Annotated in this window: 14 protein-coding genes and 1 tRNA gene; 2 read left to right on the top strand and 13 right to left on the bottom strand. The window is 40.3% G+C overall.

The features are described from left to right. Nucleotides 1-3: 3 nt before the first annotated feature. The 11 genes from ACYZ0U_RS09530 to ACYZ0U_RS09480 all read right to left on the bottom strand — a co-directional run bounded on the left by ACYZ0U_RS09530 (nt 4) and on the right by ACYZ0U_RS09480 (nt 9,164). Nucleotides 4-807, bottom strand: coding sequence for an SDR family oxidoreductase (locus ACYZ0U_RS09530; protein WP_461451856.1), 804 nt, complete (start codon nt 805-807; stop codon nt 4-6). After that, on the bottom strand, nt 808-2,151 hold the full coding sequence (locus ACYZ0U_RS09525) for an aminotransferase class III-fold pyridoxal phosphate-dependent enzyme (protein ID WP_461451855.1): 1,344 nt from the start codon (nt 2,149-2,151) through the stop codon (nt 808-810). Between the two features lie 11 nt (nt 2,152-2,162). Next, nucleotides 2,163-3,101: a transketolase family protein gene (locus ACYZ0U_RS09520; RefSeq protein ID WP_461451854.1), complete on the bottom strand. Its 939-nt coding sequence runs from the start codon at nt 3,099-3,101 to the stop codon at nt 2,163-2,165. Nucleotide 3,102: 1 nt separating this feature from the next. Then, a complete protein-coding gene (locus tag ACYZ0U_RS09515; RefSeq protein ID WP_461451853.1) occupies nt 3,103-3,966 on the bottom strand; it encodes a transketolase in 864 nt (287 codons plus the stop codon). Further along, nucleotides 3,956-4,768, bottom strand: a complete 813-nt coding sequence (locus tag ACYZ0U_RS09510; RefSeq protein WP_461451852.1) for a cytidylyltransferase domain-containing protein — start codon at nt 4,766-4,768, stop codon at nt 3,956-3,958. The genes ACYZ0U_RS09515 and ACYZ0U_RS09510 overlap by 11 nt, the downstream gene beginning before the upstream one ends. A gap of 14 nt (nt 4,769-4,782) precedes the next feature. Continuing rightward, nucleotides 4,783-5,835, bottom strand: a complete 1,053-nt coding sequence (locus tag ACYZ0U_RS09505) for a hypothetical protein (protein ID WP_461451851.1) — start codon at nt 5,833-5,835, stop codon at nt 4,783-4,785. A 229-nt stretch (nt 5,836-6,064) separates the two neighbouring features. Beyond that, nucleotides 6,065-6,916 (bottom strand): phosphatidylinositol-specific phospholipase C/glycerophosphodiester phosphodiesterase family protein, encoded by an 852-nt coding sequence (locus tag ACYZ0U_RS09500; RefSeq protein WP_461451850.1) that lies wholly within the window; start codon nt 6,914-6,916, stop codon nt 6,065-6,067. Nucleotides 6,917-7,052: 136 nt separating this feature from the next. Then, nucleotides 7,053-7,241 (bottom strand): hypothetical protein, encoded by a 189-nt coding sequence (locus tag ACYZ0U_RS09495; protein ID WP_461451849.1) that lies wholly within the window; start codon nt 7,239-7,241, stop codon nt 7,053-7,055. Nucleotides 7,242-7,321: 80 nt separating this feature from the next. Continuing rightward, complete coding sequence (locus ACYZ0U_RS09490) at nt 7,322-7,525, bottom strand: hypothetical protein (protein WP_461451848.1); 204 nt, start codon at nt 7,523-7,525, stop codon at nt 7,322-7,324. A 3-nt stretch (nt 7,526-7,528) separates the two neighbouring features. Continuing rightward, nucleotides 7,529-8,956, bottom strand: a complete 1,428-nt coding sequence (locus ACYZ0U_RS09485) for an inorganic phosphate transporter (RefSeq protein WP_461451847.1) — start codon at nt 8,954-8,956, stop codon at nt 7,529-7,531. Between the two features lie 134 nt (nt 8,957-9,090). Further along, nucleotides 9,091-9,164, bottom strand: a tRNA-His gene (locus tag ACYZ0U_RS09480). Nucleotides 9,165-9,271: 107 nt separating this feature from the next. Here ACYZ0U_RS09480 and ACYZ0U_RS09475 point away from each other — a divergent pair. Further along, on the top strand, nt 9,272-11,362 hold the full coding sequence (locus ACYZ0U_RS09475; protein WP_461451846.1) for a heavy metal translocating P-type ATPase: 2,091 nt from the start codon (nt 9,272-9,274) through the stop codon (nt 11,360-11,362). Nucleotides 11,363-11,488: 126 nt separating this feature from the next. Next, a complete protein-coding gene (gene rnhA, locus ACYZ0U_RS09470) occupies nt 11,489-11,959 on the top strand; it encodes a ribonuclease HI (protein WP_461451845.1) in 471 nt (156 codons plus the stop codon). A gap of 55 nt (nt 11,960-12,014) precedes the next feature. Here the strand turns inward: rnhA and ACYZ0U_RS09465 are convergent, their stop codons facing one another. Beyond that, entirely contained in the window at nt 12,015-12,506 is a 492-nt protein-coding gene (locus tag ACYZ0U_RS09465) for a metallophosphoesterase family protein (protein WP_461451844.1), read from the bottom strand. A gap of 1 nt (nt 12,507) precedes the next feature. Further along, the gene (locus tag ACYZ0U_RS09460) at nt 12,508-13,221 is read right to left on the bottom strand and encodes a tRNA1(Val) (adenine(37)-N6)-methyltransferase (protein WP_461451843.1); all 714 of its coding nucleotides are present in this window, start codon (nt 13,219-13,221) and stop codon (nt 12,508-12,510) included. Nucleotide 13,222: the final 1 nt, after the last annotated feature.

Raw genomic sequence — 13,222 nt, 5'->3', positions numbered from 1 at the left:
GATTTAAATTGCTGTCCATCCCCCGTCAACCACCAGGTTAGCGCCGGTCATGTAAGCCGATGCTTCGCTCGCTAAAAAAACAAGTGCACCCTGGTAATCTGATGCCTTGGCCATGCGACCCAATAAAGTTTTTGCTGAATAATTACTAATAAAGAACTCATTTTGGCCGTTTTCAACGCCACCCGGCGATAGCGTATTTACCCTAACCCCTTTATCACCCCAGTAAGCGGCTAAAAATCTTGTAAAATTGATGACTGCCCCCTTAGTCACGGGGTATGCCGCTGATTTGTAAAAGGTTTGCTCTCCGCATTCGTTTTTATAGATGGATTGATCCGGGCCAACCATGCCGTAAGTTGATGCTATATTGATAATACTGCCAAAGCCCTGCTCAGCCATCACTGTACCAAATACCTGCGAGCATAAAAAAACGCCGGTGACATTAACATCCAGCGATTTTTGAAAAACATCAAGCGGATAGTTTTCAAAAGCCGACAGATCCTTTGCTAATGCCGGGTTTTCGAACATATCATTAATAGCCGCATTGTTTACCAGCACATTAATAGTTTCATAGTTTTCTAAAACAAGGGCTAAGGCACGTTCGACTGAATCTTTGTTGGTAACATCTATTCCAATGCCTAAATGCTGCTCACCTAATTGTTTAGCAAAAGCTTGTGCTTGCTCCTGGTTGATGTCAGCAACAACCACATTAGCGCCGGCATTTGCCAATGCTTCACAATGCTTCCTGCCGATTAGGCCGAGCGCGCCGGTAACTATGGCCGTTTTATCCTTTAAAGAGAACAAGTCCATTTAGCTTACTATACTTTTAGGTTTGATGTTGTAGTTGCTCACCTTACGGAATACAGCTTCCAATACCTCGCCTTTTAAATATTGCCTGATATCACCGCTTTCGATAGCCGCTTTCATCATAGGCATTACATCCCGGTAAGCAGAAAGTGTGTACTCGATATCTTCATCGCTATGGCTAAAGCACATGTTATGGAACCCGGCCCAAAGTATGCCACGTTTGATCATTTCCTGTTGCATCAAGGTTTTCACCTCTAAACCATTGCCTGCTTCCGGCGTAAATGTTACCATAGAGCGGCAGTTGAAACCGATACAGCGGGTGTATTTGTCCATCCCGCTTTCAATCGCTATCTGGTTATAACCATCCTTTATAAACTTGCCATTTTCGTCTAAATATTGGGGTACATTTTTGTCTATCAACTCATTTATGGTAGCCATACATGCCGCCAGCGACAAGGCCTCGCCACCAAAAGTAGTATAGCTAAATACGGCAGAGTTAAACAATTCCATAACATCGGCACGTCCGGTTAGCAGCGCTATCGGCATTCCATTAGCACATGCTTTTGAAAATACCGCCAGGTCGGCTTTTATATTAAAGTATTCCTGCGCACCGCCAACTGCAATTCTGAAACCGGTCCACATTTCATCAAAAATCAATAACGTACCATTTGCTTTACAAGCGTCGGCAAGCTGTTGCAGAAATCCAGGCGCCGGTGCTTCAAAAATAAACGGCTCTAGGATCAAGGCCGCCACGGTTTCATCAAGCGCCTCCTTGATGGATTCTATATCATTATACTCAAAAGTGTAAGTCAGGTCCTGTACAGCTCCCGGAACACCCGCGTTGCGGCTGGTTATACCGATATACCAATCGTGCCAGCCATGGTATCCGCAGCAAAACACTTTATCCCGGCCTGTAAATGCCCTTGCTACCCGTATAGCTGCCGAACATACATCTGCACCTGTTTTGGCAATTTTTACAGCCTCAGCATTAGGGATAACTTCCTTAATCAATTCTGAAACTTCAACTTCAAGGGGGTGCATCAGGGAAAATGTAATACCATCCTCCAATTGCTGTTTGATAGCATTATCAACCGCGGGATAAGCATAGCCTAAAGACAGTGGCCCAATAGCCGCATTAAAATCGATATATTCATTACCATCCACATCCCAAACATGCGAGCCTTTACCTTTAACTAAATATTTTGGTGCAACGCCTTTGGTAAACTGTCCAGGGCCTTTGGCCAGGGTTTGCGTTACCGGCTTTTGTACTTTAAGCGCGCGTTCGTATAATTTATCCGATTGGGTGATATCAGGATAGTTTTTGTTAAATGCTATTTTATTAGGCATATAATTAGTTTTTATTCTGCAAAATCTGATTGTAAAATCTGTGGTTGTTCGTGCCGGGTTTTGTAACCCAATATGGTTTCAGCTATCTGTTTACCGCTAAAGCCCTCGTGTTCTATCACCGCAGGTAACAGGGCCGGTTTAAACCACTTCTCTTTCAATGCAAATGGCAACACGGCTGCAGTTTTTTGGTGCTTTAATAATACTTCGGCAACAATTGTATATAATCCGCCGGTTAAAAAATGGTCTTCAAGTGTTACCACCAGTTTACTATTTGCAGCAGCGTCCAATATAGCCTGCTCATCAACAGGTTTAAGGCTCCGCATATTAATCAGTCCGGCAGATAAGCCTTCATTCTCTAAAATTTCTTTGGCGATCAATGCCTGCTCGAATAATAGCCCATAAGTTAATATGGTAACATCTGTACCTGTTGCTATTACTTCGGCTTTGCCGGGCTCAAATAGCGCATGTACATATTTTGCTGGGCGGGTATTTATCCGGGTATAAGCAGGTTTGGGCGATGCCCAGATAGATGACATCATCTTCACCATATCATCTTCATCGGCAGGCGCAAAAACCGTCATATTGGGTATGCCCCGTATAATGGATATATCCTCTATAGCCTGGTGGGTAGGCCCGTTGGCATCTGAAAGCAAACCGGGTATAAATGCACTCAGTTTAACCGGCAATGACGGGATGCCTGCATCCGTGCGGACAAATTCAAATGCCCGCATCGATAAAAAAGAAGCCAAAGCATGTACAACCGGGATCCGGTTACGTAATGCCAGCCCGGCAGCCGCGCCGATCATGGTTTGCTCGGTGATGCCTGTATCGATAAAACGTTTGCCTAATTTTTGGGGTAGATTGCGAATCAATGCCCTGTTTTCGGCTGTCATTACTATATACCGGTCATCGGCAACGGCAATTTCTGTAAGTAATTCTTCGTACGACATATTATCTAACCACTAATGTTTCTGATGTTAATTGTGTTGTGTGTTCGCCGTGCAGTTCCTGCAAAAGCTGCTGAACTTCATCTGCCGAGAAATTGCAGAACCAGCGGTCGGCACGCCTTTCAATACTTGGCAGACCTTTGCCTCTAACGGTGTCGGCTATTATTACGTTTAGCTTGCCTTCTGCAAAAGGGTAACAATTAAAAGCGTTACCCAATGCGGTAAAATCATGCCCATTGATGCGCGTTACCGCCGCACCAAAAGCCGTGAATTTATCATGCAATGGTTCTAAAGGGATCAGGTCTTCCGTAGCAATATTGGCCTGAAACTGGTTTCTGTCGACCACGAAGATCAGGTTATCCAGTTTATAAGCATTTGCCACTAAAACAGCTTCCCAGCAGGTACCTTCATTAAGTTCGCCATCACCCAAAATGCAGATGACCTTGTTTTTACCACCCCTGATCTTGATATCCATAGCAACACCAATAGCTACCGATGGCAAATGCCCGAGTGAGCCGGAATGAAACTCGATACCGGGAATATTTGTGTTTGGGTGCCAGTAAATATGATCATCAATAGACAGGTGATTTGCCAAACGATGCTTCTCCATCAATCCTAGTTCAACAAACGTACCGTACAAGGCGGGCACATCATGGCCTTTAGAAAGGAACAGGTAATCTCGTTCGGGGTCATCCAGGTTGTCTTTATGCAGGTTTAAAAATTCACTGTATAAGTAAACGATCAAATCGACTGCCGACAACGACGCGCCGGTAAAACAGCCACCATCTGTAGACATTTTTATAATATGCTCGCGGACACTTAAAGCGATGCTTTCCAATTTATGGTTGTCGGGGTAATTATTTTGCATGTATAATTTTTGTTTGTGCTGCCGAAATTGTACTTAATTCATCCAGATGGTGCCGGTACCAGTTAACCCCGGCGTACTTTGCATTTATATGATATATTTCGGGCTTTTCATTAAGCAAATTAATAATGTCATCGCAACTAAAACGGTCATTTTTTAAATATAACTCTTCGTAGACACGCTTTATAAAATCATAATCTTCCGGGTAATCTATGGTAAAACGGTGCGACATGGAATAATCTTTACCTGTACCCCATTCTACATTACCAATTTTAAACTGATCCGGGTTTTCCCATATATAAGGTGTTGTATGCTCCAGTTCCAATGGTTTGGTCGATAACCGTAATGCTTTTTCAAGACAATCAATGGTCATCACCTCAACATCGTTTCCATCCGGCCAGGTAGCGGGGTGCAGGTTGCTTACATAATCGTATTCATCTTCACTTTCTAGGAAAAAATCCAGAACCCCATCAATAATTCGCGGATCGATCAGCGGACAATCTGAAGGTATTTTAAGAACAACGTCCGCATCGTGTTCAACCGCTGCCTGATAGTGGCGCTCTAATAAGTTGTTTGCGCTACCCCTAAAACAGGGTACACCAATATTTTTTGCCTCGATTACTAAAACATCGTCTTCGGGATTAGTTGATGTTGCTATAACAATAGTTGCCGGATGTTTTATCATTTGCAGCCGCTCAACCATACGTAACAGTAAACTTTTCCCCAGCAATGGCATCATTACCTTGCCCGGCAGTCTGCTTGATGCCATTCTCGCCTGCACAACAATCAATATCTGCAAATCCATTTTCCCCTACGCTATTAACTTAACACCAATTCACCCTCAGTTTGTGCATTTCCTACCGGCTTAAAGCTAAAATCTTTTAAAAATTTATTGCGATCGCCTTTATATTCAATATAAGCTGCACATATTTTAGCGATATTTTGTGCCGATGTCCCTTCATTTTGTATAGGCATTAATCTTTCTAACTCATCAACATCAAACCATGAATGAACTTTTTTACCAAGGGCTATGCCGGTATAAACCACTGTAGAATATTGAGTTATTAACTCGGCGCAATTGGCAATCATTTCATTAGTGTTTCCTGAGGTATAAATAAGCGTATCAGGCGGGGTGTGCTTTATTATTTCGGCTTCAGCGCGCTCAAAATTTTCGTTCGGGTGCAGCTTAAATAATAATTGGCGCCCATTTGCAAGTTTAACCGCCTTCTTAATAAAGCCAACGCGGTTCTCAAATCTTAAGGTTTCGCGCATATCAGTAGTCGCAACCATCACATAGCCCTTGTGTGGAAAATCATTGTTCGCAAACTGGTACAGGTCATCATAATTTGGTATTCCAGTGACTATAATCCTGTTACTACTTGTGCCCATATTAGTTAAGGCCTCTTTATAGCCGTAAGAGGCAGCACAATAAATATCACATTTATTTGTAGAGCCGTTTAAAGATGTATTCGCAGTTAAAAATGGCGGTAAACCAATCGCTTTAATCAAATGGCTCATAAAGGTAACGCGATCTATCATTCCTTCCTGTACCCATATAGTCTTGGTTTTTCTCAAACGCTTCGGCACTATCAGGTCACTGCAGAACACAACAAGATCATAGTTATTTTTCGAGGCTTTATAATCAACCTGCAAATCATGGTTTTGCAGGTAACGTTCGGTATTTTCTTTAAACTGACCGGTTAAAGCAGTACCATTTAAAATAGAGGTTTTGTTTATTAAAAAACGAGCAACTTTGGTGTCGCTGAATATCTGGCTAAACCAACAATCGTATTCAGGTAAAAACTGGGCAATCTGCCGCATTTGAGAAGCCTGATTGAGTGAACCTGTTATAAATAAAATCTTTTTTCTCATGCGCAGGGGATACATCAATTATCAAACATATAAAATAGCTTATCTTGATTTATCATAAATAAACAATCTTCACGAATATTTAATACACCATAAATACCTGGTTCACATTAAGTGGTTATTTGTTAAATTAAAGTTAATTACTATGATTTATAAATCAAATTACAATTATCTGTTTATTGTCATTTAATATTATTTTAATAAAATAATGAAATAATATTAAATAAAAGTTTTAATAAATCTGGTTTGAACTTGCCAGGAAAGGCTTGTCAACAAGAAGGAAATTCTTTAATTCTTTCAGTTTATCTGTGTTAATTAAATCAACTCCGCAATCAAGTAAAGTTTTCCAAACATGGGTATCTTCAGGTGATGCCCATAACCTTACTTTTCTTCCATGTTCGTGTGCCGCAGATATGAAAGCACATAAACGTTGTTTTTCGATTGATGGAATTGAACCGACTCCGCGCCAGTTTAACAATTTGGAGTATTTACAACTCGACATCATATACATGTCTGACAAGGTATCCCTTTTCACCGACCTTAAATCTTCGTCAACAAATGCATATCTGCTGTTTTCGGTACTTAATAATTTAACCGGTTTATTTCCTGAAATAACAATGGTAACAGCACCAACGTGTATTTGCCCGTTGGAGTAACTTGACAACATTTTGCTGTATTTTTTCAATAATTGATCTAAAACAAAATATGTCCGGTCGGCATCAGATTTCACATCGATCATTAATGTTACCGAGTTTGCGTAACCCGTATAAACGCTTCCGTGATTATTAATTACGCGATCCAGCAGCGGATCCAGGTAAGTATTGTCCAGTGTACGATGACGATTTAATATTGGCAATATATGAGCTACGATTAATTTGCCATCGCGTTCGTAAACGTCGGCCTCAATATACGTATAGCCGTTATCAAGCGCATCCAGCAAAGGCCGTTTATGCCAATAATCATTATGCGCAAATCCGTTTAATAAGGGCACACATTGGGCTTCCGTATTTTGATTTAAACAAAGGGTCGGTATAGCGATCAGGAAGATTTGAATGAAACATAAATAGACATTTACTAAACGCATTTGAATGTCAATTATTTATACACAATATTAACGTTCAGCTATTAGTAATCCATTAAGCTTACATAATTAAATCATTAAGTTGTGTTTAAAAAATTAACCCTTTAATAACATCAATTCATATATCTTATATTGGCAGCTAAATTGCAAATTTCAGCTTTTTAACATAAGCTTCTACCGCAGCAGAAAATGTACCACCGTGCTTAAATACAGATACTAATTCTTCTTTTGCAATGCCAAATTCTTCAGACCAATAGTTTAATTCATCTTCATGGCCAGGTAGGTTTGTATTATGATAATGTTCGTGAAGTTGATTTGAATTTTCCATAATTAATAAACTTAGTACATCTATAAAACTAAGGCTTAATTAAAACGGGCACGTAAAGCCGCTGTTAAAAAACAGTTAAATTATTCGTCAAGTCGCGGCTGTCCAACCAAATCTATTGAAGGCCCATCCAACATATCTTTTTCAGCATCAGGTTCCCCCACATTGCCCGACTCTATCTCATGTACATCTTTTTCATTCTCGATATTTTTACCATCATTGCTGGTTACTTCGCTATCCTTTTCAATAGCATGCGTCTTTTCTTCTTTTGTGTCTGTAGTATTCATAATTTATTTTATAAATGAGTGAAATAATGTAAACAATAAAAATGCCAGTGCAATAGCGACCGGTAATGTTAATATCCAGGCCATTGCAATACTTTTAAGTGTACTGTAATTCAGATTTTTTGTCCCGTTAGATGCCCGCATGGCTCCTGCAACACCGCTTGATAAAACGTGTGTAGTGCTCACAGGTAAACCCAGGCCGGTACTTAAACCAATAGTTGCCGCTGCAACTATTTCCGCAGTCGCTCCCTCCGCATAATTTAATTTTTCTTTGCCAATGCGTTCGCCTATAGTAACAACTATACGTTTCCAACCGATCATGGTACCCAGCCCAAGGGAAATTGAAATGCATGCAATTACCCACGTAGGTGCAAAATCTGTTACTTTACTTAAGTTTTTAGTATCAGCCTCTAACTCCTTTTTCGTTTTTTTATCAAGCTTTATTGCTTTGTCTTCAGTAACTTTCTTTAGCCCGGCAGCCGCTTTTTGGATCGCCTTACGAAAATCAAATTTTGTTTTAGTATCAGATGCCGCTTTTTTACCGATTTGCATTTTTGCAGAATCAATAGTCATTTCCAATTTGGCAAGCATATATTTTTCTTTTGCAGCTGAAACTGTCAAGCCATTCAAAGTTTGTTCGGTGTTGTTTAAAAACTTGACCGTGCTATTGCTTGTAACAGCCGGATTAAAAGCAAAAGAAGCCGGTAGAAACACAATGAGGATAAGCATTAACAACCCGACGCCTTTTTGGCCGTCATTACTTCCATGAAAAAAACTTACCAGCGTACAAGTGGTGACTAATAAAATACGAATTGGCAATGGCGGTGTATCCGAATCTCCTTCGGGTATATGGAACCATTTTGGTGATTTTATTGTTCGCTTTTCAAGGAACATTAACAGAGCGGCCCCGCCAAAACCTATAATAGGTGATATTAATAATGATAAGCCAATATTTAGTGCCTGGCTCCAGTCGACTCCCGGGCCTCCATAAAAATAAGTAAAGCCAAGGCTGCCGCCAATCATGGCGCCTACAAGGGTATGGGTACTGGAAAGCGGAATTCCAAAATACCAGCTTCCAAGATTCCAGATAATGGAGGCTAATAAAATTGCAATAACCAGGCAGGCACCTACCTGTATAGGCAAGGTGATCAACTTATCCAGCGGAATTAATTTAACTAAAGTTAGTGCAACTGCGGTACCTACCACAAATACACCTAAAAAATTCCATATACCCGACCACACAATGGCGTAGTAAGGCTTAAGAGTTTTTGTGTAGATCACTGTAGCTACAGCATTGGCAGTGTCATGAAATCCGTTAACAAATTCAAAACCTAACACACCCAGGAAACAAAAAACAAATACGGCTAAAACCAAGCCGTTTAAACCGACATCGCCTATAAATGGCAACGCAAAAGCATTTATTACTGTTATCATATTACGACAACAATTTCACTATTAGTTAGTTATGTTAATAAATCTTTATGATTATATAAATTTATTGATAATAACAAAGGCTGAATCGAGGTATAAAACGAAAAAAGCTTCTCATTTTCATGAGAAGCTTTAAGGGTAGAAGATGGGGCTCGAACCCACGACCCTCGGTACCACAAACCGATACTCTAACCGACTGAGCTACATCTACCGTTTTTCAGTGTTGCAAAAGTATAAATCTTAGCGGTAATTGCAAAGCCTTTTTTAATATTACATTTAGCTTACCTGTTAAAATTAACCGTTAGTTAGATTTGTAGTATGGCAGAGCAATTGATTGAATTGAATGTAACGGGAATGCACTGTAATAACTGTGCCATATCCATCCATAATTTATTGGTAAAAAAAGGACTGCAAAATATATTGGTTGACTTTGCTGGTGAAGAAGTTAAATTCTCCACCGATAACGAAGCAACAGTTCCGGATGTTATTAAAGGGATTGAACAATTAGGTTTTAAAGTAATTGATGACCCGGCCTTGCACATGCCCAAGTTTTATGAAAAAGTAGAAAATAAATTTATTTTTTGCCTTGTTTTTACTGTGCCTTTGCTTCTGCACATGGTTTTGCCGTGGCATTTTTTACAGATCCCACTGCTCCAACTTTTTTTATGTCTGCCTGTTTTTATTGTTGGATGCCTGCATTTTGGCAAAAGCGCCTGGAGTTCGGTTAAAAATGGCATACCAAATATGGATGTGCTGATTTTTGTAGGATCAACAGCAGCTTTTATTTATAGTTTAATTGGTAGTATTGAACATTTAGGAGAACAGTATGAATTTTACGAAACCTGCGCAACTATTATAACGCTTGTATTGTTGGGTAACGTTTTTGAGAAACGTTCAGTTACACAAACAACCTCTGCAGTAAAAGATTTGGTGAAAATTCAGCAGGTAACTGCCAATCGTGTAATTAAGGACGGTATAGAAATAATCAGCGCTAAAGAAGTTGTCTCAGGCGACATATTAATGGTTAACCAGGGCGATAAGATCCCCGTTGATGGAGATGTCTTAAGCGGCGAAGCTTCTGTTGATGAATCAATGCTTACTGGTGAGAGTATCCCCGTAGAAAAAGCCAAATACGATAAAGTAATTGGTGGAACTATCATTCAGCATGGCAATATTAAAATGATGGCTACCAAAGTAGGATCAAATACGGTGCTATCCCAGATCATCGAACTGATGAAAAAAGCGCAGGCTGCCAAGCCTCCTGTGCAAAGACTTGGCGATAAAGTAGCTTCGATATTTGTACCTGCGGTGATATTTATTTCGCTGATCACTTTTACTGTCACTTATTTCGCGGTTCATACAAGTATTCAAATCGCGTTGATGAATGCCATTGCGGTTCTGGTGATATCTTGCCCTTGCGCTATGGGTTTAGCTACTCCTACCGCTGTTATGGTTGGTTTGGGCAGAGCAGCAAAAAATGGTATCCTGATTAAAGGTGGTGACACAATTGAAGCCGTTGCCAACACTAAATTTGTTGTGTTTGATAAAACCGGAACATTAACTACCGGTAAGTTTAGTATTAACGATATTGAAGTGGAAGATGCTGTTGATCTAGAAGTTGTTCGCGGTATTATCATGGCGATTGAGGAACGTTCCAATCACCCGATTGCGAAATCACTAGTTAATGAGCTTAAATCGCTGCCTCAGCAAAAATTAATCCTGCTTAAAGCGGCCGAAGAAAAAGGCTTAGGCATGCGTGCGGAAGACATGCAAGGCAATAATTACTTTTTGGGAACTGCCAAAGCAAACAATGACGGAGAATTTAATCTCGCTTTATATAAAAATCAACAATTGCTTGCACAAATAGCCATTGATGATGAGATCAAACCTGACGCAGCGGCTTTAATTTCCCAACTTAAGGCATTAGGTATCATCCCGGTACTATTGAGCGGCGATAAGAAAAACCGTTGCTTAAAAGTTGCTAAGGAGATCGGCATCAACGAGGTTCATTCGGAAAAATTGCCTGACGAAAAGCTCTCTGTGATAGACATCTATAAACAAAAAGGTAAAACCATTATGATAGGCGACGGCATTAATGATGCCCCTGCCCTAACCCAGGCTGATGTTGGCGTATCCATGAATGATGCCAGCCAGGTAGCTATTCAATCTGCACGGGTCATATTGCTGAATACCGATCTGCATTCCGTTATTAAATTTTTACAAATCAGCAAACACACCATGCTCACCATAAAACAAAACCTGTTTTGGGCATTTGCTTATAACATTGTGGCCATTCCTATCGCGGCTTTGGGTTTCCTGAACCCGATGGTCGGCGCATTCGCGATGGCATTTTCGGATGTTGTGGTGATCGGAAACTCATTGAGGCTGAAAGCCAAACGCCTTAGTTAATTTTGTCTTTGGCCCATTGACTATAGTCTATAGCGTATTTGCGTTTTTATAATATACTTGAAGTAAACTTTTCTATTTTTGAAGATTAGCTATGGACTATCAACCATGGTTTATGGACTAAAAACTATGATCGAGATTTTTACAGACGGAGCATCAAGCGGGAACCCGGGACCGGGCGGATACGGGGTTATTTTGCGCTCTGGGCAGCATTACAAAGAACTTTCCGAAGGTTTCCGTAAAACTACCAATAACCGCATGGAGCTGATGGCTGTAATAAAAGGTTTAGAGGCTATCAAGGCGCCTAATCAGGATGTCATGATCTTTTCCGACTCTAAGTATGTGATAGATTCCATCGAAAAAAGATGGGTATACGGTTGGGTACAAAAAGGCTTTAAGGATAAAAAGAATAAAGACCTTTGGTTGCGCTACCTGGAGGCAAGCAAACTGCATAACATCAAATTCACCTGGGTTCGAGGACACAATGGGCATCCTGAAAATGAGCGTTGCGATGAACTGGCCGTTGCCGCCGGGAAACAAAAGCCTTTGCTTATAGACTCTGTTTTTGAAATGGAGAATGCGAAGGCGGGATTGTTATAGTCGCCAAAGCGTCATTGCTTCGTTTCTCGCAATGACGGTGTTGAAGAATATAAACCTATTTCACCAATTCAATAACCTGCAAATCCTGTATCTTATCACCATCAATACTAAAACGCATTAGGGTACGCACTTTGTGCCAGCCTTGCTTACCGGCCGCGCCGGGGTTTAAGTGCAGGCAGCTGATCTTTTTATCATAGATCACTTTTAAAATATGCGAATGCCCGGTTATGAATAATTGTGGTGGATTGATGTATATTTCAGGTTTCACGGCTTGATTGTACCTATCAGGATAACCTCCTATATGTGTCATCCATACATCTACATTCTCGCATTTGAAGCGCAGATTAAGTGGATAGGTTTGGCGAATATCTTGTCCGTCGATATTTCCGTAGACACCTTTTAATGGTTTAAAAGCAGCGAGTTGATCTGCCAGTTCAATATTGCCGAAATCACCGGCATGCCATATCTCGTCGACGTTTTCAAAGTGTTTGAATACGGCGTTGTCGAGGTAGCTGTGGGTATCGGAGATGAGGCCTATACGGATCATGTTAGAAAATGGTAAAAAAATCTTTTAGAACGGCAATATACATTTCGCTATATAGTTTTGGCTTATTGTAGATCACAAATTCTTCATTATTAGTTTCAATAGCACGCATCCCAAACGCTAATATTTCTCTGTGCGGCATATCATCTTTAAATGAATGAATTGTGATTTTCTCCTGCAGATACAAACCATTGTATAAAGCTAACCCCTTTACCAATTCTGCCGCTGTCATCGGCAAGATCAGCCAGCATAAACCATTTTCAGTTAGATGTTCTGATACCCCTTTTATCAATACATCAAAAAAATTATTATCTGTATGTTTCGCTACAGTTTTATTGGCCTTCGGAGATTCTAAAGAATTAAGATAGAACGGCGGATTAGATACGATCAAATCATATTTCTTTCCAAGATTTTCAGAAAAGTATGTTTGAAAATCCTGCTGAAACATTGTTAACCTATTAGCGAAAGGTGAATTTTGAAAATTTATCTCAGCTGTTAACGCGGCTGATTCATCAATCTCAACACCATTTATTTTAGCAGATGAAAATCTTTGCGCCAGCATTAGCGCAATTACACCCGTTCCCGTACCTATGTCTAATATATTTTGAGAACTTTCAGCATCAGCCAATGCGCCAAGCAATACGCCATCGGTATTGATCTTCATGGCGCAGCCTGTTTGGTCAACAGCGAATTGTTTGAATTGGAAGATGCCTGACATG

Source organism: Mucilaginibacter sp., from assembly GCF_965225845.1.
In the GTDB taxonomy this organism is placed as follows: domain Bacteria; phylum Bacteroidota; class Bacteroidia; order Sphingobacteriales; family Sphingobacteriaceae; genus Mucilaginibacter.
This window is presented reverse-complemented; position numbering and strand designations above follow the sequence as displayed.